The 21,950-nt window shown below is 71.2% G+C and carries 16 protein-coding genes and 1 pseudogene; 7 read left to right on the top strand and 10 right to left on the bottom strand.

Annotated features, from left to right (window positions below; genetic code table 11):
- Positions 1-111 precede the first annotated feature (111 nt).
- Positions 112-1,675 (bottom strand): annotated as a pseudogene (locus ACFY0P_RS44340) (FAD-binding oxidoreductase).
- A gap of 364 nt (positions 1,676-2,039) precedes the next feature.
- Here ACFY0P_RS44340 and pstS point away from each other — a divergent pair.
- From pstS to pstB, 4 genes are all read left to right on the top strand, one after another.
- Positions 2,040-3,173, top strand: coding sequence for a phosphate ABC transporter substrate-binding protein PstS (pstS, locus tag ACFY0P_RS44335; protein ID WP_388927378.1), 1,134 nt, complete (start codon positions 2,040-2,042; stop codon positions 3,171-3,173).
- Positions 3,174-3,318: 145 nt separating this feature from the next.
- Positions 3,319-4,329: a phosphate ABC transporter permease subunit PstC gene (gene pstC / locus ACFY0P_RS44330; protein WP_388927375.1), complete on the top strand. Its 1,011-nt coding sequence runs from the start codon at positions 3,319-3,321 to the stop codon at positions 4,327-4,329.
- Positions 4,326-5,372 (top strand): phosphate ABC transporter permease PstA, encoded by a 1,047-nt coding sequence (pstA, locus tag ACFY0P_RS44325; RefSeq protein ID WP_388927372.1) that lies wholly within the window; start codon positions 4,326-4,328, stop codon positions 5,370-5,372. Before pstC ends, pstA begins: the two co-directional genes overlap by 4 nt.
- A 39-nt stretch (positions 5,373-5,411) precedes the next feature.
- Positions 5,412-6,188 (top strand): phosphate ABC transporter ATP-binding protein PstB, encoded by a 777-nt coding sequence (gene pstB / locus ACFY0P_RS44320; RefSeq protein ID WP_388927369.1) that lies wholly within the window; start codon positions 5,412-5,414, stop codon positions 6,186-6,188.
- Positions 6,189-6,698: 510 nt separating this feature from the next.
- Here the strand turns inward: pstB and ACFY0P_RS44315 are convergent.
- A complete protein-coding gene (locus ACFY0P_RS44315; protein WP_388927366.1) occupies positions 6,699-7,697 on the bottom strand; it encodes an anion permease in 999 nt (332 codons plus the stop codon).
- A gap of 7 nt (positions 7,698-7,704) precedes the next feature.
- Positions 7,705-8,325: a DUF47 family protein gene (locus ACFY0P_RS44310; protein ID WP_366364526.1), complete on the bottom strand. Its 621-nt coding sequence runs from the start codon at positions 8,323-8,325 to the stop codon at positions 7,705-7,707.
- Positions 8,326-8,522: 197 nt separating this feature from the next.
- Between ACFY0P_RS44310 and ACFY0P_RS44305 the strand changes: the two genes are divergently transcribed.
- The gene (locus ACFY0P_RS44305) at positions 8,523-8,861 is read left to right on the top strand and encodes a metal-sensitive transcriptional regulator (RefSeq protein ID WP_352089325.1); all 339 of its coding nucleotides are present in this window, start codon (positions 8,523-8,525) and stop codon (positions 8,859-8,861) included.
- Between the two features lie 39 nt (positions 8,862-8,900).
- Here ACFY0P_RS44305 and ACFY0P_RS44300 read toward each other — a convergent pair whose 3' ends face one another.
- The 3 genes from ACFY0P_RS44300 to ACFY0P_RS44290 form a co-directional block, all read right to left on the bottom strand.
- Complete coding sequence (locus tag ACFY0P_RS44300) at positions 8,901-9,068, bottom strand: hypothetical protein (RefSeq protein ID WP_388927363.1); 168 nt, start codon at positions 9,066-9,068, stop codon at positions 8,901-8,903.
- A 104-nt stretch (positions 9,069-9,172) separates the two neighbouring features.
- Positions 9,173-10,027, bottom strand: a complete 855-nt coding sequence (locus tag ACFY0P_RS44295; RefSeq protein WP_388927360.1) for a hypothetical protein — start codon at positions 10,025-10,027, stop codon at positions 9,173-9,175.
- Positions 10,028-10,345: 318 nt separating this feature from the next.
- On the bottom strand, positions 10,346-13,120 hold the full coding sequence (locus ACFY0P_RS44290) for an AAA family ATPase (RefSeq protein WP_388927357.1): 2,775 nt from the start codon (positions 13,118-13,120) through the stop codon (positions 10,346-10,348).
- Between the two features lie 280 nt (positions 13,121-13,400).
- Between ACFY0P_RS44290 and ACFY0P_RS44285 the strand changes: the two genes are divergently transcribed.
- Both ACFY0P_RS44285 and ACFY0P_RS44280 read left to right on the top strand, forming a co-directional pair.
- Positions 13,401-14,405, top strand: a complete 1,005-nt coding sequence (locus ACFY0P_RS44285; protein WP_388927354.1) for an alpha/beta fold hydrolase — start codon at positions 13,401-13,403, stop codon at positions 14,403-14,405.
- A complete protein-coding gene (locus ACFY0P_RS44280) occupies positions 14,402-14,860 on the top strand; it encodes a cupin domain-containing protein (RefSeq protein WP_388927351.1) in 459 nt (152 codons plus the stop codon). Before ACFY0P_RS44285 ends, ACFY0P_RS44280 begins: the two co-directional genes overlap by 4 nt.
- A 6-nt stretch (positions 14,861-14,866) precedes the next feature.
- Here the strand turns inward: ACFY0P_RS44280 and ACFY0P_RS44275 are convergent, their stop codons facing one another.
- The 4 genes from ACFY0P_RS44275 to ACFY0P_RS44260 all read right to left on the bottom strand — a co-directional run bounded on the left by ACFY0P_RS44275 (position 14,867) and on the right by ACFY0P_RS44260 (position 21,870).
- A complete protein-coding gene (locus ACFY0P_RS44275; RefSeq protein ID WP_388927348.1) occupies positions 14,867-17,845 on the bottom strand; it encodes an AAA family ATPase in 2,979 nt (992 codons plus the stop codon).
- Between the two features lie 251 nt (positions 17,846-18,096).
- Positions 18,097-18,513, bottom strand: a complete 417-nt coding sequence (locus ACFY0P_RS44270; RefSeq protein WP_388927344.1) for an NUDIX hydrolase — start codon at positions 18,511-18,513, stop codon at positions 18,097-18,099.
- Complete coding sequence (locus ACFY0P_RS44265) at positions 18,510-19,532, bottom strand: CHAD domain-containing protein (protein ID WP_388927341.1); 1,023 nt, start codon at positions 19,530-19,532, stop codon at positions 18,510-18,512. The genes ACFY0P_RS44270 and ACFY0P_RS44265 overlap by 4 nt, the downstream gene beginning before the upstream one ends.
- Positions 19,513-21,870 (bottom strand): RNA degradosome polyphosphate kinase, encoded by a 2,358-nt coding sequence (locus ACFY0P_RS44260; RefSeq protein WP_388927338.1) that lies wholly within the window; start codon positions 21,868-21,870, stop codon positions 19,513-19,515. The genes ACFY0P_RS44265 and ACFY0P_RS44260 overlap by 20 nt, the downstream gene beginning before the upstream one ends.
- Between the last annotated feature and the right edge of the window lie 80 nt (positions 21,871-21,950).

Below are 21,950 nucleotides of genomic sequence, written 5' to 3'. Positions count from 1 at the left end.
TTTCACTCGCCCGCGTTGGCGGGGTGCCTCCCCCAGCCTTCGGCCGGGGGAGGAACTGCGCGATCAGCCCCCACGCACCCGCGGATGCACGACCCGCCGAGCCACCCCTTCTTACAACCCCTGCGGAGAAGAGAAGAACCGATTCGGGTCGTACTGCTGCTTCACCTTGCCGAGCTTCGTCACGGCGTCGCCGTAGTACGCCTTCTTCCAGTCCGTCAGCGTCGGGTCCGTGTAGTTCTGGTAGGCCGCGCCGGAGGCGTACGGCTTCATGGCCGTGTGCGCAGCGTTCAGCCAGGACTGACCCGTGCTGCCGGAGGACCCGGCACCCCACGACACGATGTACTGCGCCAGCATCCGCGACCGGCGGTGCACGAACGCCGTCGCCGTCGGCGAGACCCTGTTCACCGCTCCGCCCAGCGCCGTGAACGCGATGCTGCCCGCGCCGCCCCGGACGGCGGCGATCTGCCGCAGCGCCGTCTGGATGCCGGCCGCGGACAGGGAGCGGTCGAAGAAGTCGGAGCGGGCGGTGTAGGTCTCGCGGCCGAGCCTGCCCTGGGGGGAGCGGCCGGGGGTGGAGCCGGGCAGGTGGCACTGGGGCTCGGTGGAGAAGGAGGAGCAGCCGGCGTAGATCTCCATCGCCTCCTCGTAGCCGTGGCGGCGCAGAGAGACGGAGGAGGCGTTGGCGCCTGCCCGGTGGGCGAGGGCGTCGACCGCGTTCTGGAGCTCGCCGTACGTGCCCATCGAGAAGCAGGCCACCGAGACGCGCGGGCCGCTGCCCGAGTTCTCCAGGTGCAGGGACGACCAGATCTCGTCCGGCTGGGACGGGCCCCACTCCTGCCAGGCCTTGAACACCTGCGCCGCCTTCGACCACGGCCAGGTCAGGTACGCCGTCACCCCCTGCGGGGTCGGGTGGGTCCTGAACTGCAGCTCCGTGACGACGCCGAAGTTGCCGTTGCCGGCGCCGCGCAGCGCCCAGAAGAGGTCCTTGTTCGTCGCCGCGTTGGCCACGACCTGCGTGCCGTCCGCGGTGATCAGCGTCGCCTGGGTGAGGCTGTCGCAGGTCAGGCCGTACGCGCGGGACGCGACCCCGTGGCCGCCGCCGAGGACCAGGCCGGAGACACCGACGGTGGGGCAGGAGCCTGCCGGTATGGTCACGCCCTTGGCCGCCAGGCCCCGGTAGACGTCGATCAGCTTGGAGCCGGCGCCGACGACCGCCGTACCGCCGCTGACGCGGATGCGGTTCAGTTTCGAGACGTCGAGGATCAGGCGGCCGTCGCCGGAGGAGTAGCCCGCGTAGGAGTGGCCGCCGTTGCGGATCGAGACCTTCAGCGCGATGGGCCTGGGCGTACGACAGCGTGGTGCGTATGTCGCCGGCGTGCGCCACGTACGCGACCGCCGCCGGCTTCAGGCCGTCGAACCGGGTGTTGTAGAGCTGGTGGGCGGTGGTCCAGGAGGCGTCGCCGGGGCGGACCAGGGTGCCGTCCAGGGCGTGGGCGAGGGCCGTCCAGTTGGCCGCGGCCGCTGCGCTGGTGGTCTTCAGCGCCGTACGAGAGGATGTGGTCGCGAGTGGCGCGCCGGTCGTGTGGGTGGCGGTGGCGCTGCCGGAGCTGCACCCCGTCAGGGCGGTCGCCGCGAGGGCGGCCGCTCCGCCAGATATGAACGTACGCCGTTCCATGCCCGTGCCTTTCGCGTCGGCTTTCGTGGGACGAGACGGCGTCCGTCGCACACGGGTTCCCGTGCGGTGTAACGAACGCTGTGACGTCGTAACGACTGCGATGGCGAACGGCGAAGAAATGTTCGCGTAACCCGCCTGTTGGAACCGGCGTGTGCCCTCACCGTAAGCGTTCCGTGACCTAACCGGGTTGACGGCAGGGGTTCACCCTCCGTTCACCTATGGCCATCGGCCGCTTCACCTGTTCTGCCTAATTTCGGCCTTACCGGGTGCGGTGAGCGGCCATGAATGCCCAGTCAGGAGGTCCTCGCCCACCACTTACTTCGCACGCCGCCGAAGGTGGCGCCCCTGGAAGGAACTCCCGAAAGTGAAGCTTCAGCGCAAGAACCGGCTGCGCGCCCTGTCTCTCGGTGCTGTCGCTGTCTCCGGCGCCCTGGCCCTGACGGCGTGCGGCTCGGACGACAACGGCGGCGGCAGCGGTTCGAGCACGTCTTCGGCCTCCGCCAACGCCAGCTCCATCAAGTGTGACGACGCCAAGGGTCAGCTCCTCGCCGACGGCTCCTCCGCGCAGAAGAACGCGATCGACGCCTGGGTGAAGAACTTCTCCCAGGCCTGTGGCGTGCAGATCAACTACAAGGGCTCCGGCTCCGGCGCCGGTGTGACCGCCTTCACGCAGGGCCAGGTCGCCTTCGCCGGTTCCGACTCCGCGCTCAAGCCGGAGGAGATCACCGCCTCCAAGAAGGTCTGCACCGGCGGCGGCCAGGGCATCGACCTCCCGATGGTCGGCGGTGCCATCGCGATCGGCTACAACGTCCCGGGTGTTGACAACCTGGTTCTGGACGCGCCGACCCTCGCCAAGATCTTCGACAGCAAGATCACCAACTGGAACGACGCGGCGATCAAGAAGCTGAACCCGACCGCGAAGCTCCCGAACCTGAAGATCCAGGCGTTCCACCGCTCGGACGAGTCGGGTACGACGGACAACCTGACCAAGTACCTGATCGCCACCACCCCGTCCAACTGGAAGTACTCGGGCGGCAAGGCCTGGCAGGCCAAGGGCGGCCAGTCCGCTCCGCAGTCCGCGGGTGTGGCCCAGCAGGTCAAGCAGACCTCCGGCGCCATCGGCTACTTCGAGCTCTCCTACGTCTCGGACGGCATCAAGGCCGCCAGCATCGACACGGGCGCCAGCAAGCCGGTCGCCCCGTCCACCGAGTCCGCCACCGCCGACATCGCGGCCGCCAAGGTCGTCGGCGTGGGCAAGGACCTCGCGCTGCAGCTCGACTACAAGACCAAGGCCGAGGGCGCGTACCCGATCAGCCTGGTCACCTACGAGATCGCCTGTGACAAGGGCAACAAGGCCGACACCCTCCCGGCGACCAAGGCGTTCCTGCGCTACATCGCCTCTGCGGACGGCCAGAAGATCCTGTCCACGATCGACTACGCCCCCGTCCCCGACGAGATCATCGCCAAGGTCCGCACCACCATCGAGGGCCTGAGCTAAAGATTCCGAGAGTGCGGCCGAGTTCCGGAGGGAACCCGGCCGCACCGTCCGGTGCACCGCCGCCCGGAGCCGTACACCCCTACGTGCGGGACGTACGGCTCCTCCGAGCCGCCCCCCAGGGCGACTCCGCAGACCGGAGAACCCGATGGACATATCGACGCAGACAGCAGACGCATCTCCCCCGACGCCCCCACAGCCCTCCGCGGCCCAGCAGAAGCGCAACGCGCGCGGTGCCACCCGGGTCGGTGACCGAGTCTTCCTCGGTCTCTCCCGCGGTTCCGGTGTCCTGCTCCTGGTGATCATGGCCGCGATCGCGGTCTTCCTCACCTACCGGGCCGCCCTCGCGATCAACCGCGACCACGGCAACTTCCTCACCACCTTCGAGTGGAACACCAACCTCATCCCGCCGAGCTTCGGCATCGCGGTCCTCGCCTTCGGCACGATCGTCTCCTCGATCATCGCCATGGCCATCGCGGTCCCGATCGCGGTCGCGATCGCGCTGTTCATCACGCACTACGCGCCGCGCCGCCTCGCCGGCCCGGTCGCCTACGTGATCGACCTGCTCGCCGCCGTGCCCTCCATCGTGTACGGCCTGTGGGGCGGCCTGGTCCTCGTACCGCACATGACCGGCCTGTTCGGCTGGCTGAACGACTACTTCGGCTGGACCGGGATCTTCTCCTGGGACGGCGGCGCCCCGCGCTCGATCCTGACCGTCTCCATCCTGCTCGCGATCATGATCCTGCCGGTTATCACCAACGTGAGCCGCGAGGTCTTCCGTCAGGTCCCGCAGATGCACGAAGAGGCCGCCCTGGCCCTCGGCGCCACCCGCTGGGAGGTCATCCGCATGTCGGTGCTGCCCTTCGGGCGCTCCGGCGTGATCTCCGCCTCGATGCTCGGCCTCGGCCGCGCGCTCGGCGAGACGATGGCCGTCGCCACCGTGCTCTCCCCGGACTTCGACATCCACGCCAGCCTGCTCAACCCGGGCGGCGGCACCTTCGCCCAGAACATCGCCAGCAAGTTCGGCGAGGCGACCTCGGACGGCCGTGACGCGCTCATCGCCTCCGGTCTGGTCCTCTTCGTCATCACCCTGCTGGTCAACGGCGCGGCCCGCATCATCATCCAGCGCCGCGCAGAGTACTCGGGGGCCAACGCATGAGCACCGCAGCAGCCAGCACCCTGCGCGGTGCCACCCTCCCCAAGTGGTCCTCCTACGCCATCGTCGCCGGGGCCATCGTGCTCGGCGTGGCCATCGGCCTGGTGGGCGGCCTGGACAGCAAGATCCAGTGGGGCCTGATCGCCGGCCTCCTCTACGTCCTCGGCACCTATGTCATCGCCGCCCGGGTCGAGGGCCGCCGGCAGGCCAAGGACCGCGTCGCCACCTCCCTGGTCTGGGTCGCCTTCATCGTCGCCGTGGTCCCGCTGGTCTCTCTGCTCTGGGTGACCATCTCGCGCGGTGTGAAGGTCCTGGACCCCTACTTCCTCTCCCACTCCATGGGCGTCGTCGCCGACTCCCAGCCCGGTGGCGGTGCCTACGCGGCCATCATCGGCTCCCTGGAGCAGGTCGGCCTCGCCACCCTGATCGGCGCCCCGATCGGCATCCTCACCGCGGTCTACCTCGTCGAGTACGGGCGCGGACGCCTCGCCAAGTCCGTCACGTTCTTCGTGGACGTGATGACCGGTATCCCGTCGATCGTCGCGGGTCTGTTCATCCTCAGCCTCATGCTGATCTTCGACATGCAGCCCTTCGGCTTCGCCGGATCGCTCGCCCTGGCCATCCTGATGATGCCGGTGGTCGTGCGCTCCACCGAGGAGATGCTCAAGCTCGTCCCGAACGAGTTGCGCGAGGCGTCCCTGGCGCTCGGCGTGCCCAAGTGGCGCACCATCCTGAAGGTGGTCCTGCCGACCTCGATCGGCGGCATCACGACCGGTGTCATGCTGGCCATCGCCCGTATCGCGGGCGAGACCGCGCCGGTGCTGCTGCTGGTGTTCGGCAACCCGTTCATCAACAACAACCCCTTCGAGGGTGCGCAGTCGTCGCTGCCGCTGTTCATCTACCAGCAGTACGCGAACAGCGCAGGTGCCAACGCGGCCTACGACCGTGCCTGGGCGGCCTCGCTCACGCTGATCGCCTTCGTGATGATCCTGAACCTGGTGGCCCGCGGCATCGCCCGCTGGAAGGCCCCCAAGACCGGTCGCTGACCGGCCGACAGCGACCGACTCCCTGGAAGTGAAGAAGTAATGTCCAAGCGAATCGACGTAAGTGGGCTCACCGCCTACTACGGCTCCCACAAGGCCATCGAAGACATCTCGATGAACATCGAGCCGCGCACCGTCACGGCGTTCATCGGCCCCTCCGGCTGCGGCAAGTCCACGTTCCTGCGCACGCTCAACCGCATGCACGAGGTCACCCCCGGCGGCCGCGTCGAGGGCAAGGTCCTCCTCGACGACGAGAACCTGTACGCCGCCAACATCGACCCGGTGGCGGTGCGCCGCGAGATCGGCATGGTGTTCCAGCGCCCGAACCCCTTCCCCACGATGTCGATCTTCGACAACGTGGCCGCGGGACTGCGGCTGAACGGCAACTTCAAGAAGAGCGAGCTCTCCGACATCGTCGAGAAGTCGCTCAAGGGCGCGAACCTCTGGAACGAGGTCAAGGACCGCCTGAACAAGCCGGGCTCCGGCCTCTCCGGTGGTCAGCAGCAGCGTCTGTGCATCGCCCGCGCGATCGCGGTCGAGCCGAAGGTGCTGCTCATGGACGAGCCCTGCTCGGCGCTCGACCCGATCTCGACCCTCGCCATCGAGGACCTGATCGGTGAGCTGAAGGAGCGCTTCACGATCGTCATCGTGACGCACAACATGCAGCAGGCGGCGCGGGTCTCCGACCGCACGGCGTTCTTCAACCTGGCCGCCGTCGGCCAGCCCGGCAAGCTGATCGAGATCGACGACACGGAGCGCATCTTCTCCAACCCGTCGGTCCAGGCCACCGAGGACTACATCTCGGGCCGCTTCGGCTGAGCCGTACCTGACCCCTCGCGGTGCTGCATGGCGGTGCCACCGCGAGGACGCAAAAGGGCCCGCCCCTGGCTCCCGGGGGCGGGCCCGACTTGCGCGTCTTCCTGCCCACCCGCCCACCCGACTCGGTTCGCCGAGAGGCGAGGCTTGGGGCGGGTGGGGATGCCGTCCGGCGGCTGCGGGCAGTGGTGGGGAGGGGCCGCAGAGGGTGGGGGGACCTGTTGTACGGCGGCTGCCGGCCGGTGGGGGCTCGTCGCGCAGTTCCTCCCCCAGCCTTCGGCCGGGGGTACCCCCAGCGCCCCTTTGGGGCGCTGTTGCGAGCGCGCTTTGAGATGTCAGCGGCCGCCGCCACAAGCCCCGCTCCGACGGATCACTCCCGTTGGCAGGTCCGGACCGCCCCGATCCATCCGCGCGCTGGCTGCCTGGGGACGCGTCCCTCCATCGACCGCCGCCATCACCCCCTGGGGGCGCTGGCCTCCAGGCGGACCGGGTCGGGTGGGTGGGGGGGACCGGTTACAGGAACGCCAGGTGCACGATGCCGTACGCCGCCGCTGCCACCAGTGCCGCCGCCGGCATCGTGATGAACCAGCCCAGGACGATGTTCTTGGCCACGCCCCAGCGGACCGCGTTCACGCGCTTCGTCGCGCCGACGCCCATGATGGCCGAGGTGATGACGTGGGTCGTGGAGATCGGCGCCTTGAAGAGGAACGCCGTGGTGAACATGATCGACGCGCCGGTCGCCTCGGCCGCGAAGCCCTGCGGGGGGTCGAGTTCGATGATCTTGCGGCCGAGGGTGCGCATGATGCGCCAGCCGCCCGCGTAGGTGCCGAGGGAGAGCATCACGGCACAGACGATCTTGACCCAGACCGGGATCGGGTCGCCGTACGTCTCATGGCCGGAAATCACCAGTGCCATCACGACGACGCCCATCGTCTTCTGGGCGTCCTGGAGGCCGTGGCCGAGGGCCATGCCGGCCGCCGAGACGGTCTGCGCTATCCGGAAGCCCCGCTTCGCCTTGTGCGGGTTGGAGCGGCGGAACAGCCACATGATGGCCGTCATGACCAGGTAGCCGAGGATCAGACCGACGACGGGGGACAGGAACATCGGGATGATGACCTTGTCGATGACGCCGTTCCAGAGCACCTCCGTGCCGCCGGCCAGCGCCGCGCCCACCAGGCCGCCGAACAGCGCGTGCGAGGAGGACGAGGGCAGGCCGAAGTACCACGTGACGAGGTTCCAGACGATCGCGCCGACCAGCGCCGCGAAGAGGATGCCCATGCCCGTGGAGCCCTTGGGGGTCTCGATCAGGCCCTCGCTGACGGTCTTGGCGACGCCGGAGCCCAGGAAGGCGCCCCAGAGGTTCATCACGGCGGCCATGGCGAGGGCCGCGCGCGGCGTCAGCGCCCGGGTGGAGACGGAGGTCGCGATGGCGTTCGCCGAGTCGTGGAAACCGTTCGTGTAGGTGAAGAAGAGCGCGACCAGGATGGTCACGACGAGCGCGAAGGTGTCCATCGACGGTTCAGGACTCCTTGACGGCGATGGTCTCCACCGTGTTCGCCACGTGCTCGAACGCGTCCGCCGCCTCTTCCAGGACGTCCACGATCTGCTTGAGCTTCAGCACCTCGATCGCCTCGTACTTGCCGTTGAAGAGATGGGCGAGAAGCTTGCGGTGGATCTGGTCCGCCTGGTTCTCCAGGCGGTTCACCTCGATCCAGTACTCGGTGAGGTTGTCCAGCGTGCGCAGGTGGGGCATGGCCTCGGCCGTCAGGTCGGCGGCCCGGGCCAGCACCTCGATCTGCTGCTCGACGCCCTTCGGCAGTTCCTCGACGTTGTAGAGGACGACCAGGTCGACGGCCTCCTCCATGAAGTCCATGATGTCGTCGAGGGACGACGCGAGGTTGTAGATGTCCTCGCGGTCGAAGGGCGTGATGAACGAGGAGTTCAGCTGGTGGAAGATCGCGTGCGTGGCGTCGTCACCCGCGTGTTCCGCTGCCCGCATACGCTCTGCGATCTCGGCCCGGGCGGACGGGTCCGCCCCGAGCAGTTCCATCAGGAGTTTCGAGCCCGTGACGATGTTGTCCGCGGACGCGGCGAACATGTCGTAGAAGCTCGTCTCCCTGGGGGTCAGACGAAAGCGCACTTGGGGTCCTCGGTATGCATGGGTTTCGGTCAGGGTGATGCTAAGCGCATCATCCGGCCACGGCTAATGGGCCGCCCTCCAGTTTCGCCCATCGGGCTTGGTGATCATGAAGGGGGCGTCCCGAGGGCCCTATACCCAGCAAAGTTCGTTACCATATACCCACCAGGGGTATATGAATCGACGATGCGGAGGACGCGATGACGACCACCGAGGCCGGCGCCACGACGCCCTCCGGAAGCGGAGCGCCGGCGACCACGCACGGCTACCACAAGCAGAAGGACGAGCACCTCAAACGGCTGCGCCGGATCGAGGGCCAGATCCGCGGTCTCCAGCGCATGGTCGACGAGGACACCTACTGCATCGACATACTCACCCAGGTCTCCGCCTCCACCAAGGCCCTGCAGTCCTTCGCCCTGCAACTCCTCGAGGAACACCTGCGGCACTGCGTCGCCGACGCGGCCGTCAAGGGCGGGTCGGAGATCGACGCGAAGGTCGAGGAGGCCACCCAGGCCATCGCCCGCCTGCTGCGGACCTGAGCGAGTCCGCCTCTGGACCTGACCGGCGGCTGGCCTGAATCAGCGGTTCTCGCGCTCCTCGGCCACGCGCAGCACCTCGTCGATGCTCTCCAGGCTGAGCCGGTCCTCGGCGGCCGACGCCGCGATGATCAGTTCTCCGCACAGCTCGATCTCGGCGAGGGCCACGTGGTCCTGAACTGCCGTACCGCCGACCGGAGCCACGTGCATCACCTCTTCTCTGCCGTCACCGACTCTCTAGAGTAGGCAGCGGTCTACACAACGCGCATGGCACGGACGGGCTAGTTCACAGGTTGTACAGAGCCGTTCCCTGACTAGTGCGTCGGCTGGTTTTCGGCGATCCGGCCCGCGTAGATGTCCTCGGAGCGTGGCAGTTTCACGTCCACCGGAGTGCCGAAACCGTACAGCAGGGTCGTCGAGGCGACCGCCACCGTGCCCTTGCCGCTGTCGTTGACGAAGCTGAACCGCTGCCGCAGTTTCCGGATCCGGCCCTGGTCGTCGAGGTACACGTCGAACGGGACCTCGGGAGTGGCGAACCCTTTCGCCGCGGCGGCCAGTGCGGCCCGGTCGCCGGCGGACGCCGAGCGGGCGGCGGCCGCGAGGTCGGCGGTGCCCCGGTAGTGCCGGACCTCGGTCCCGGCGAGGTCGGTCTCTCCCACGTAGGTCGCGGTACGGGTGCCGCGCAGCAACTCGGCAGCCGCGAAGGGGTCGGTCGCGCCGCCGGTGACCAGGTTGCCGTCGGAGAGGGTCGCGGTCTCCACGCGGACCCACTTGTCGGCGGGCACCCCGGCGCCCCGGTTCTTCATGAACAGCGCGCCCGGGGCGAGGAGTTCGGTGATCGGGCGGTGCTCCGAGGCACCGGCGGGGTCCTGCGGGAGGACGACCGTGAGCCTGCCGAGCTGCCGGTCGTAGTCGTAGACGCCCTTGCCGCGGATGGTGACGCGGGTGCCGCCGGTGGCCATCTCCATCGAGGTCGTGGCCTTGGAGGTACGGGTGGCGCGCAGGGTGTCCGCCGTCCGCTTGAGGAGGGTGACCGGGTTGTCGCCGGGGGAGCCGCCGACCCCTTCCGCCCTGGCGCCGCCACAGCCGGTGGCGCATGCGCCGAGGCCGACCACGAGCCCTACGGTGACGGCCGTCTTCCCAGCGCGCCAGTGCTGCCGCCGATCCATTGCCTGCCTACCCCCAGCCGGTACGTCCGTCACGGGTCCCGCGTCGTTCCGCTTAACGAGGGGTGGGTGGGGCCGTCACGCATACCAGCGCTTTACCGAGCGTGGGTAACGTTGTCGGGGTGGCGCAGGACGACGGTTCCGAGCGGGCTTTGCAGGGGCAGGAACATCACACGAGCATGGTCGAGCAGGGGCGGTTCTGTTTCGCCCGGTGCACGTGTGGGTGGCGGGGACCGGCGCGGCGGGCTAGAAGCCTTGCGCGGACGGACGGGGAAGGCCACAGAACCCAGCTGTGAGGCGGGGCCGGTGGCCGGACCGGCCCTAGCTCTCCAAGGCGCGCAAGGCGTCCGCGAGTTGGCGGCGGGACGAGATGCCGAGCTTGGCGTAGATGTGGGACAGGTGGTACTCGACCGTCTTCTGGCTGACGTAGAGCTCGGCCGCCGCTTCCTGGTTCGTGCGACCGCCGGCCACGACGTAGGCCACGGACAGTTCGCGTTCGGTGAGGGCCAGCAACTGGCTGGGGGCCTGCTGGGGTGCGGTGAGCCCGCTGGCCGCCAGGTGGGCGTCGCAGCGCTGCACGAACGGGGTGGCCCGCAGCGCGCTGAAACGGCCGTGCGCCGTGTTCAGCCACAACGCGGCCGTGCGCCGTGAGGCGGCCTTGGTGGCCAGCAGGAGTCTGCCGTAGGCCTGTTCCAGCAGAGCGCGGTGGAGCGGGGACGCGTCGGTGGGGTCCGCAGCGGCGACGGCGGCGACGCCCTGCTCGTAGACCTCCAGGGCGTCGTGCGGACGGCCCTGGGCCTCGGCGACGAGGCCGGTGAGTCTGGCCACCACCACCCCGAGGTAGCCGGTGCCGTCGAACGCCTGCCGCATGTCGTGCAGCGCGGCCGCGGCGGCTTCCGGCTGTCCGCAGCCGGTGAGGGCTTCGACGAGCAGCGACTGCTGCCAGAGCCCGAACGGCTTGTACCGGAGCCGGATCCCGCCGCCCGCCGAGTCCGGCGTGCCGTCGAGCAGCGGGGTGAGCGCGCGCAGCATCGCCGGGTGGTCGGCCCGGGCCTGCGCCAGGGTGGCACCGGCGAGCGACCAGTAGACGATCTCGGTCGACGCGCCGAGGCTCTTCGCGAGGCGTGCGAGGTTGTCGACGTGGTGCAGGGCGGCGTCCCACTCGCCCCGGCCGGCCAGCACGCAGACGGCCGAGAAGCGGGCCGCCGCGTCGCCGAGCAGCTGGTCGTGGGTGGCCGCCACCGCGAGCGCCCGGTCCGCCACCGACTCGCTCTCGTTCCAGTCGCCCGCGAGGTAGTGGACGACGGACAGCAGGGCGAGCGTGAGCGGGCCCATCTTGGCGCCGGCGCCCTGCCGGTCGCGCGCCGCCGCGGTCTGCAGATCGGCGCGCGCGGGGACGAGTTCGCCGAGGAAGAGCCGCAGGACTCCGCGGGTGGCGAGCGTGTCGAGGCTGTGGTCGGGGACCGCCGAGCCGTCGTCCGGCAGGTGTGTGAGGTCCTCGAGGGCGGCACGCGGGCCCCGATGCCAGAGCCGTCCGGTGGCCAGGGCGGCCCGGGTGAAGTCCGTGGTGGCCGGGTCCAGATCGCCGATCGCGAGGGTCCGGCGGGCGACCTCCACCGTCTGGGCGCCGCGGCCGTGCCAGAGGGTGATGTTGGCGAGGAAGGTGCCCGCCAGCACGGCGACCCAGTCGGCGGCCGGCTGCGCCAGGGCGTCCTGCCAGGCCCCCTCGAGGTGGGCCTCGGCGGCGGCGAACTGGCCCGCCATCATGTCCATCACGCCCAGCACGCAGCTTCGCAGCGGACCCGGAGCACACTCCTCGACCTGCGGCCGCAGCTTGGCGGACCAGCCGGGCTGCATGGTGAGCAGCGACTGGGCGCAGGCGGTCAGGAGCCGCCGCTCGTGCTCCTCGCGGTTCTCCGACAGCGAGGAGGCCCACAGCAGCCGGGTGGCGGCCAGGGCGTTGCGCCCGTTCGCGGCCTCCCGCATGCCGGACTCCTCCAGTTCGTCGGCGAGGCGGGCGTCGGGGCCGCCGGCCGCGGCGACCCGGTGCGCCCAGCCGGCGGCCGTGCTGACGACGGCCGCCGCGCCGGCGTGCAGGGCCCGGCGCCGTTCGGGAGTGAGCGTCTCGTAGACGGCGTCGCGGTGCAGGGCGTGTACCAGGGCGACGGGGCTCTGGTGTTCCATCGGCCACCACTGGGCGAGCCCCGACGCCAGCGCGGGGCCGAGGGCGCGGACCGGATCCGCGACCCCGGCCAGTTGTCCGGCCGTCGCCAGCGGCACCCGCGCGTCCAGCACCGCCATCGCCGCGAGCAGGTCGCGCGAGCCCTTCGGGAGGCGGTTGAGCTGGGCCCGGATCCCGACCCGCAGTGAGGGCGGCACCGGCCAGCGCTCCAGCACGCCGTCGTGGAGCGCCGCGGCGGGCACCTCGGCCAGCACCATGCGGACGTACAGCGGATGTCCCTGGGTGTAGGTGTACAGCCGCTCGATCAGGCCCGCCGCCAACTGGCCCTCCACCAGCCCCTGGGCGAGCTGGGCCACCTCGCCGTCGCCGAGGCCGCGCAGCTCCAGCTTGACCGCGCGGTCCAGGGACCGCAGCAGCCGGTCCAGGGGCTCCGCCGAGGCCTCCGCGTCCGGGCGGGTGGCCACCACGGTCAGCACCCGGTCCGCCCACAGGCGCCGCAGCACGAAGCCCAGGGCCTGGATCGACAGCCGGTCCGCCCAGTGCAGGTCGTCCACCACGACGGCGACCGGCCGCCCGGACTCCTGGAGCGCGCCCAGCAGGAGCAGCAGCTGCCCGCCGACCGCATGGGGGGTCGCTCCGGCCGGCGGCTCCCCGGCCAGCAGCGGGAACTGCGCGAGCAGTTCGCGGTCCACCCGCCGGGTCAGCTGACCGATGACCCCGCCCGAGAAGCCCGTCTCCGAGGCGTCGGCGGTGGCCCACAGGACGGTGTGGTCCGCCAGCGAGGCGGCGAACCGGCGCAGCAGAGCGCTCTTGCCGATCCCGGCCTCTCCTTCGACCACCGCGAGCCACGACTCCCCGGCCCGCACCCGGTCGGCGCACTCCGCCAGCCGGGCCGACTCACCGAGGCGGCCCACGAACAGACCCTCCGAACCAGCGCGCTCCAACACGAACCTCCGGGGGCTGGGCCTGCCGCAACCCGCAGGATACCGCCAGGAGATGGCCATTCGGGGCACAAGATCGTCAAGCCACCGGCAATCGCACGCCGTTCAGTGCCCGCGCGGGGGTGGCGAACCGCCCCGACCCCAGCGGCCCGCGTGCCCCGGGACTGTGGCCCCACCCCGATTCGAACGGCACCGCCCGAGTGGTGTGGTGAGCCGAGGCAAATCCGCCTGTTCCTTCTCCCAGGAGTTGCCCGTGCGACACCTCTCCGCTGTGTCCACCCCGAGAGCCCTGACCCTGCTGGCGACGGCCGCCGCGCTCGGCCTCACCTCCGCCGGGGCCACCCAGTACGCCACCGCCGCACCGGCCACCCGAGCCGCCGCCGTACAGGAGGACCTGCCGGCCGGCTTCACCCAGCACAAGACACAGGTCGGTGCGCTCGGCCTCAACTACGTGATCGGCGGGCACGGTCCGACCCTGGTCCTCCTGCACGGCTACCCGCAGACCTGGTACGAGTGGCGGCACATCATGCCCGCGCTCGCCGAGCACTACACGGTCATCGCCCCCGACCTGCCCGGCGCCGGCCGCAGCGACGCCCCGGCGGCCGGCTACGACAAGAAGAGCATGGCCGCGGACATCCACGGCCTGCTCGCCAAGATCGGCCGGGACAAGGACATCCGGCTGGTCGGGCACGACATCGGCACGATGGTCGCCTACTCCTACGCCGCCGCGCACCCCGCCGACGTGAAGAAGCTCGTGCTCAGCGAGGCCCCGATCCCGGACCCGAGCATCTACACCTTCCCGTCGCTGACGGCGAACGGCCCCGGCGCCTGGCACTTCGGCTTCTTCGCCCTCGGCAACGGCCTGCCCGAGGACCTCATCCAGGGCCGCGAGGAGGTGTGGACGGACCGGTTCATCGACGACCTGGAGGTCCACAAGGGCGCGGTCACCCCCGACGAGGTCGCCGTCTTCGCCGGCTACCTGAAGGACCCGGCCCATCTCAAGGCGAGCCTGGCCTGGTTCCGGACGCTGCCGCAGGACATGAAGAACGACGCCGTCTACCGGAAGACCAAGCTCACCATGCCGGTGCTCGCGATCGGGGCCGACGGCAGCCTCGGCGACTCCGTGGCCGAGCAGGTCAAGAAGTACGCGACCCATGTCACCGGGGTCGTCGTCCCCGATTCCGGCCACTGGCTCTACGAGGAACACCCGGCGGAGACGACCGGGATCCTGCTCACCTTCCTGAAGGGACGGTCATGACCTCTCCACACACGGCCGCGGAACCGTTCTGGTTCCTCGGCGGACAGGCCCGCGTGCTGGTGCCCAGCCGGGCGACCGGCGGATCGATCAGCGTCATGGAGTTCACCGACGCCGCGGGCCACGCACCCCCGCTGCACATACACGACGACGAGGAGGAGGTCTGGATCGTCCTGGACGGCAAGGTGACCTTCTTCGTAGGCGACCAGAAGTTCGACCTCGAACCCGGGCAGGCCGCGCACGGCCCGCGGGGTGTCGCGCACAGCTACCTCGTGCGCAGCAAGTCCGCCCGGCTGGCCACCGTCTTCTCGCCGGCCAACGTCGAGGACTGGTTCGTGGCCAACGGCACGCCGGTGTCCAGCGTCGACGAAGCCCCGGCCGCCTTCGACATCGGCGCGATCATCGCCTCGGCGCAGGCGTACCGCGTACGGGTCGCGGGACCTCCGCCCACCGAGTAGCACCGCTCAGGGCCGGGCCTCGGCGTCCAGCACGGACGTCAGCTGACGCCGTGAGGTGACGCCGAGCTTCCGGAAGACCTTGCCGAGGTGGTACTCGACGGTCGAGACGCCGATGAACAGCCGGACCGCGATGTCGGCGTTCGTGACCCCGCCGGCCGCGAGCCGGGCCACCTCCCGCTCCCGGGGCGTCAGTTCGCGATCGGCCGACGCGGTGTGGGTGCGGACCCGTTCGCCCGTGACCGCGAGCTCGGTGCGGGCCCGCTCGGCGAAGGCCACTGCCCCCATGCCGGTGAACATCCGGTGGGCCGTGCGCAGGTGGTCCCGGGCGTGGCCGCGCCGTTTGCGCCGCCGCAGCCACTCGCCGAACAGCAGATGGGACCGGGCCGCCTCGGTGGCGACCTCGGTGCGGCCGAGCAGCTCCACGGACTCGGCATAGTACGCCTCCGCCTGGTCGTCGTCGGCCATCAGCGCCCGGCAGCGGGCCAGCAGGCCCCTCGCCCAGGGAGTGCCGCTCACCGCCGCGCGCTCCTCCAGACGGGCCAGTGCCGCCTTCGCCGCGCGGTGGTCGCCGCTGCGCACGCCGGCCTCGACCACCTCGTGGAGCACCCGGCTCCCCGTGCCCGGGCGGTCCTTCTCCAGCGCCACGCGCGCGCAGGCCAACGCCTGCGGATAGCGTCCGAGGCTCGTCTCCAGCACGGCCAGACAGGTCCGGGCCCGGTCGCCGAAGTCGTCGTTGCCGTGCTGCCTCACCCAGACCTCCGCGATCTCGGCCGCGGCCGCCCGCGTCTCGGCCTCCCGGCCGCTCCAGGCCAGCAGCTCGATCCGGTGGGCGGGCCCCTGCGGGGGCAGGCCCATGCCGGCGGCCAGCTCCGCGGCCTCCTCGAAGCCGGCCCGGGCCGCGCCGAACCGGCCCGCCCGCACGTCCCACAGGGCCCGGACCATCAGAGCGGTCTGGAGGGCGCCCTGCGCGCCGGTGTCCCGGCCGTGGCCGACCAAGCGGGTGCAGGCCTCCCGTCCGCCCGCCTCGTCCCACACGTCCTCGGCCGCGAACAGGGCGAGCACCGCCAGCGGAACACCGTTCCCGTCCGGCGCCGCCTCGCTTCCGAACGCCTCGCCTCCCAATGCCTCGTTTCCGATGGCCCCGTTTCCGATGGCCCCGTTTCCGAATGCCTCGTTTGCGAATGCCTCGTTTGCGAATGCCTCGTTTCCGATGGCCCCGTTTCCGATCGCCTCGGTTCTGATGGCCTCGCTCCCGAACGCCTCGCCTGCGAAAGCCCGGAGCGCCTGCCGCAACAGCGGCACGGCCGACGGGTAGTCGGCGTGCAGCCGCGCGGCGAGGCCCCTGAGCAGGAGATCGGCGGGCGCGGAACCCGCCGACCGCATCGCCGGGGACGCCAGCACCGCGGCTGCGAACTCGTACGGCGTGGTGCCACCGTCGGTGGCGTCGGTGCCGTCGGTGCTGCCGTGGCCCACCACCGTTGCGGCGAGCCCCTCGATCAGCAGCCGGCGGGCCAGCGGGGCGTCGGCCTCGGCGACGGAGTCGGCCGCGTCCAGCAGGCGGGCCGGTACGCCCGTCAGCCGAGCGAGGTACAGGTCCACCCTCGCCCGCGTCTGCCGGACGCGGGCGCGCAGCAGGGCGTCGGCGGGGCCCAGTTCGGTCTCGGCCCGGTCCAGGGCGGCCTGTGCGGACACCGGATTCCCGAGTGCGAGGTGGGCGCGGGCGGCGGCGAGGAACCGCGGGGCCCGGTCGGTGGGGGACAACTCGGCCGCACGGGAGAGGAACGCCGCCTGTGCGCCGGGTCCGCCGCCGGCACGTGCCTGGGGCGCGGCCGCTTCGAGTTCGTCGGCGACGTCCGCGTCGAGTCCGACCGTCGCCTCGGCGCGATGCCATGCCCGGCGGTCCGGGGCGCGCGCCGGGTCGGTGACCGCGGCGAGCGCCGCGTGCACGAGCCGGCGGTCCGCGGCCTCGGCGCCCCAGTAGACGGCGGACCGGAACACCGGGTGCCGGAACCCGGTCGGGTGGTCGCGGGTGAGGACACCCGCGGACATGGCCGCGTCCGCGGCGTGCGCGGGTACGCCGAGATACCCGGCCGCACGCCAGCGTTCCACCGGTTCCTGCGGCGAAGCCGCCGACATGACCAGCAGAAGTGTCCGGGTCTCGGCGGGCAGGGCGCGGACCCGGCGCAGATGGTGAGCTCGGAGCGGGGCGGGGACCGGCAGCGCCACGGGCAGCGGCGCGGTGCCGGAGAGCTGCTCCGCGGTCAGTGTGCCGGTGAGCCGGAGCAGCGCCAGCGGGTTGCCGCCGGTCTCGGCGGCGATCCGGTCGGCCACCCCCGGATCGAGCCGTCCACAGCTGTGCGCCGCGAGCAGGTCGCGGGCGTCGGCCGGGGACAGCCCCGTCAGGGACACGACGGGTATCCCGTCGAACGGGCTCGGCTCGTCACGGTCGTCGCGGCCGGCGAGCACCAGGCCGACGGCGTCGCCGTGCAGACACCGGCCGACGAACGCCAGTACGTCGGCCGACTCGCGGTCCAGCCACTGCACGTCGTCGACCAGCACAAGCAGCGGGTGGGCCGAGGCGGCGTCGGCGAGCAGCGTGAGGGTCGCCAGGCCGACCAGGTAGCGGTCGGCGACGGCCCCGGGCACCAGGCCGAACGCGGCGCCGAGGGCCTCGCGCTGCGGCGGCGGAAGCGTGTCGAGGCCGCCAAGGAAGGGCCGGAGCAGACTGTGCAGGGCCGCGAAGCCGAGCCCTGCCTCCGAGCGCACCCCGGCGATCCTGACGACCCGGTGGTCAGGGCACGTCCCGGCCAGCCGGTCCAGCAGCCGGGTCTTGCCGATGCCGGGCTCACCGACCAGCAGGACCGCGCCGCTTTGCCCTTCCCGCGCATCGGTCACATGGCGGGCGAGCAACCGCAGTTCCTCGTCACGGCCGACGAGCGGAACCCGGCGGAGGGTCCGAGCGTGCGCGAGCGGAAGTCCGGTCATGCCCGAACCCAAGCACCTGCCGCCGTTCGACTCCCCAGGGCCGGACCCCAGTCGGACCCTGGTTCCGTCGAGCCCCCTAGGGCCTGTCCGACAATTCCCGCCTGCCTCGCGGCGCCATGCACGCACTCTCGACGCACCGGGCCCTGACCCAAGTACGTCCAGTACGTGGATCAGGGCCCGGCACGCCGAGAGCACGCACCTGACGCCGCGAGGCCGCCCTCCGGGCGACGACTGGAATTGTCGGACAGGCCCTAGGGGGTGCGGTGCAGCGAGGCCAGCAGCTCGTCCACCAACTCCGCGTCCCGCGGCTGGGTCAGGCGCTGCCGGGCGTCCGCCGGGCGGAGCCACAGGATCCTGTCCACCTCGTGGTTCGGGGTGAAGTGGCCCTCGCCCGCCTCGCCGGCCCAGTAACGGACCTCCTTGGGGCGGCCGTTGGCGTAGTAGAGGGCGGTGGAGAGTTCGCTGCCGAGGACGGCGGTGTAGCCGGTCTCCTCCGCCACCTCGCGCAACGCGCCCGCGCTCGCCTCCTCGCCACGCTTGAGCTTGCCCTTGGGGTGGGACCAGTCGTCGTACTTGGGGCGGTGGACGAGGCAGACCTCCAGGCCGCCGTCGACCGGGGAGCGGCGCCACAGGACGCAGCCCGCCGCCAGCACCGGGGTGTCGGTCACACGGCCTCCACCCGCTGCTTCTGCCACGCCTGCTGGAACGCGAACCTGGCAGCCTCCACCTCGTGCCGCTGGTCGGCGTGGAGGACACCGAGGGCGTAGGCCGTCGCGGGGGCGATGCGCGGGGTGCGGGCCGCTGCCGCCGCCGCGGCGGCAGCTTCCGAGGCGTCCCGGTGCCGGTTGAGGGCCTGTCCGGCCGCGAGCAGCCGTACGTCCACGGGTGCGCCCTCGCCGCACAGCACCTCGCGGGCGTAGCGGTGCAGGCGCAGCAGGAGGCGGACCTGGTGCCAGGGGCCGTCCTGGGGGTGCGGGGCCGGGTCCGGGGACAGGCCGTGGACCAGGGCCTCCGCGTTGTAGGGGTGGCCCGCGGTGACCAGGGGAAGCGCGGTAATGGCGTCGGTGAGGCGCTCCTCGGCCGCCGACGCCAGCGGGCGCAGGTCGGTCGAGGGCGCCGCGGGCGTCAGCGGGACCTCGCTGGCGAGCACCGCGACCTTGTCGGCGACCGCGTGGAAGCGGGCGGAGCCGAGCGCCTGGAGGGCCGTGGAGTGGGCCCGGGTGCGGGCGAGGGTGAGCTGGCGGTCGAGGAGGGCGCCCGCTTTGGCCGCGCCCACCGTGAGGTTGCCGCGCTCGGGCACCGCCTCCGAAGTGGCCTGGCTGGGCAGGGATGTCGAGCCGGAGAGGCGGTGCAGCGCCAGCAACAGGCGCTCCAGCCGGGCCTCGTAGGCGTGCTCAAGGCCCAACGTGCCCGACAGCCAAGCCAGTTCGGGGCGGATCTCCTCGGACCAGTCGGCCTCCAGGAGTGGTCGGAAGGTGTGCAGGCTGCCGCTGATGCGCCGGGCCGAGCGGCGCAGGGCGCGGGCCGCGTCGACGGACTCCTCCGTCGCGCTCACCGTCCCGGTCTCCCGGTGCAGGCGCAGCGCGCGGAGGAACTCCGTGGCCTGGGCGCGCAGGTAGCCCGCGAGGGCGTCCCCGGTCGTCACCCGGGCCGTCGGGTCCGTCGGTTCAAGGTGTTGCTGTGCCACGCCGGCGCCTCCGGGCGTCTATGAGCATCTCCTGGATGTTGCGCAGGGGCTGGCCGTCCGCGTCGGTCGCGTGCCGGGTCCATTCGCCGTCCGGGCCCAGGTGCCAGGAGGAGGTGGAGTCGGACATGCCGGATTCGAGGAACCGGTTGAGCGCGGCCCGGTGAGCCGGGTCGACGACCCGGACCAGCGCCTCTATCCGGCGGTCGAGGTTGCGGTGCATCATGTCGGCGCTGCCTATCCACACCTCGGGCTCGCCGCCGTTGCCGAACGCGAAGACCCGGGAGTGCTCCAGGAAGCGGCCGAGGATCGAGCGGACCCGGACGGTCTCCGACAGGCCCGCGACACCCGGGCGGATCGCGCAGATGCCGCGCACCCAGATGTCGACCGGCACGCCCGCCATGGAAGCGCGGTACAGGGCGTCGATGATCGCCTCGTCCACCATCGAGTTGACCTTGATGCGGATGAACGCGGGGCGGCCGGCCCGGTGGTGCTGTATTTCCTTCTCGATGCGCGCGATCAGGCCGTCGCGCAGCGACTTGGGGGCCACCAGCAGGCGGCGGTAGGTCTCCCGGCGGGAGTAGCCGGAGAGCCGGTTGAACAGGTCGGACAGGTCCGCGCCGACCTGCGGGTCGGCGGTGAGCAGGCCGAGGTCCTCGTACAGGCGCGCGGTCTTCGGGTGGTAGTTGCCGGTGCCCACGTGGCTGTAGCGGCGGAGCGTCTCGCCCTCCTGGCGGACCACCAGGGACAGCTTGCAGTGGGTCTTCAGACCGACCAGGCCGTAGACGACGTGGCAGCCGGCCTCTTCCAGGCGCTTGGCCCACTTGATGTTGGCGTGCTCGTCGAAGCGGGCCTTGATCTCGACCAGGACGAGGACCTGCTTGCCGGCCTCGGCGGCGTCGATGAGCGCGTTGACGATCGGGGAGTCGCCGGAGGTCCGGTACAGGGTCTGCTTGATCGCGAGGACGTCCGGGTCCTCGGCGGCCTGCTCGACGAAGGCCTGCACGGAGGTGGAGAAGCTGTCGTACGGGTGGTGCAGCAGCACGTCCCGCTCGCGCAGTGCGGCGAATATGTCGGGCGCGGACGCCGACTCGACCTCGGCGAGGTCGCGGTGGGTGCCCGCGATGAACTTGCGGTACTTCAGCTCCGGACGGTCCAGGCTCGCGATGCGGAACAGGCCGGTGAGGTCGAGCGGTCCGGGCAGCGGGTACACCTCGGCCTCGGAGATCTTCAGCTCGCGCACCAGCAGGTCCAGGACCTCGCGGTCGATGGACTCCTCGACCTCCAGGCGCACCGGCGGCCCGAAGCGGCGTCGCATGAGCTCCTTCTCCAGGGCCTGGAGCAGGTTCTCCGCGTCGTCCTCCTCGACCTCCAGGTCCTCGTTCCGCGTCAGCCGGAAGGCGTGGTGCTCCACGACCTCCATGCCCGGGAACAGCTCCTCCAGGTGGGCGGCGATGACGTCCTCGATCGGGACGTACCGGCCCGGGGAGCTCTCCAGGAAGCGGGACAGCGACGGCGGCACCTTCACGCGGGCGAAGTGCTTGTGACCGCTGACCGGGTTGCGGACGACCACGGCCAGATTCAGGGAGAGGCCCGAGATGTACGGGAAGGGGTGCGCCGGGTCGACCGCCAGCGGGGTCAGCACCGGGAAGATCTGGTGCCGGAAGAGCGTGAAGAGCCGCGCCTGCTCCTTCTCGGTCAGCTCGGCCCAGCGGACCAGGTGGATGCCCTCCTCCGCGAGTGCGGGGGCGACGTCCTCGTGGTAGCAGGCGGAGTGCCGGGCCATCAGCTCGCGGGAGCGGGCCCAGATCATCTCCAGCACCTCGCGGGGCTGCAGCCCGGAGGCGGAGCGGGTGGCCACACCGGTGGCGATCCGGCGCTTCAGGCCCGCCACCCGGACCATGAAGAACTCGTCCAGGTTGCTCGCGAAGATCGCCAGGAAGTTCGCCCGCTCCAGCAGCGGCGTGTCCGGGTCCTCCGCCAGCTCGAGAACCCGCTCGTTGAACGCGAGCCAGCTGCGCTCCCGGTCGAGGAAGCGCCCCTGGGGCAGCAGGGCCCCGTCGACCTGCGTCTCCTCGTACGTGTCGAGGTCGGCGTCGATGTCGGGTTCCAGGTCGGAGACCACGGCGGCCACGGTGTGCGGGCGGTGTGCGGCTATGGAGCCCACGGAGGGCTGGGCGTGCTGAACCTCGGCTGCCTGGGTGTTCTGCTGACTCATGACACCATTCTTCCGCGCCCGGGGCGTGACAGGCGCGTCGGAACGTGCGGGTGGGAGCTGGACGACCCCGTTTCCCGCGGACCCCTCGGGGGGCGGCGAAGGCTCTGGCACGGCGGGCTTCATTGCCTGAGCGTCGCAAGTCCGTCTGAACCATTGGTTACGAAGACATGGCGTATGGGATAGCGGAGGGCGGCTCGCCGACG

It is taken from the genome of Streptomyces sp. NPDC001714 (assembly GCF_042892755.1).
In the GTDB taxonomy this organism is placed as follows: Bacteria; Actinomycetota; Actinomycetes; order Streptomycetales; family Streptomycetaceae; genus Streptomyces.
The sequence above is the reverse complement of the archived record's forward strand: the minus strand, read 5'-3'. Positions and strand labels throughout refer to the sequence as shown.

Bases quoted from the DNA above. Each gene is read 5' to 3' on its own strand.
- ACFY0P_RS44275 (WP_388927348.1), bottom strand. From the start codon at position 17,845: ATGACCGGACTTCCGCTCGCGCACGCTCGGACCCTCCGCCGGGTTCCG.
- ACFY0P_RS44300 (WP_388927363.1), bottom strand. From the start codon at position 9,068: ATGCACGTGGCTCCGGTCGGCGGTACGGCAGTTCAGGACCACGTGGCC.
- pstA (WP_388927372.1), top strand. From the start codon at position 4,326: ATGAGCACCGCAGCAGCCAGCACCCTGCGCGGTGCCACCCTCCCCAAG.
- ACFY0P_RS44295 (WP_388927360.1), bottom strand. From the start codon at position 10,027: ATGGATCGGCGGCAGCACTGGCGCGCTGGGAAGACGGCCGTCACCGTA.
- pstB (WP_388927369.1), top strand. From the start codon at position 5,412: ATGTCCAAGCGAATCGACGTAAGTGGGCTCACCGCCTACTACGGCTCC.
- ACFY0P_RS44280 (WP_388927351.1), top strand. From the start codon at position 14,402: ATGACCTCTCCACACACGGCCGCGGAACCGTTCTGGTTCCTCGGCGGA.
- ACFY0P_RS44260 (WP_388927338.1), bottom strand. From the start codon at position 21,870: ATGAAGCCCGCCGTGCCAGAGCCTTCGCCGCCCCCCGAGGGGTCCGCG.
- pstC (WP_388927375.1), top strand. From the start codon at position 3,319: ATGGACATATCGACGCAGACAGCAGACGCATCTCCCCCGACGCCCCCA.
- ACFY0P_RS44315 (WP_388927366.1), bottom strand. From the start codon at position 7,697: ATGGACACCTTCGCGCTCGTCGTGACCATCCTGGTCGCGCTCTTCTTC.
- ACFY0P_RS44305 (WP_352089325.1), top strand. From the start codon at position 8,523: ATGACGACCACCGAGGCCGGCGCCACGACGCCCTCCGGAAGCGGAGCG.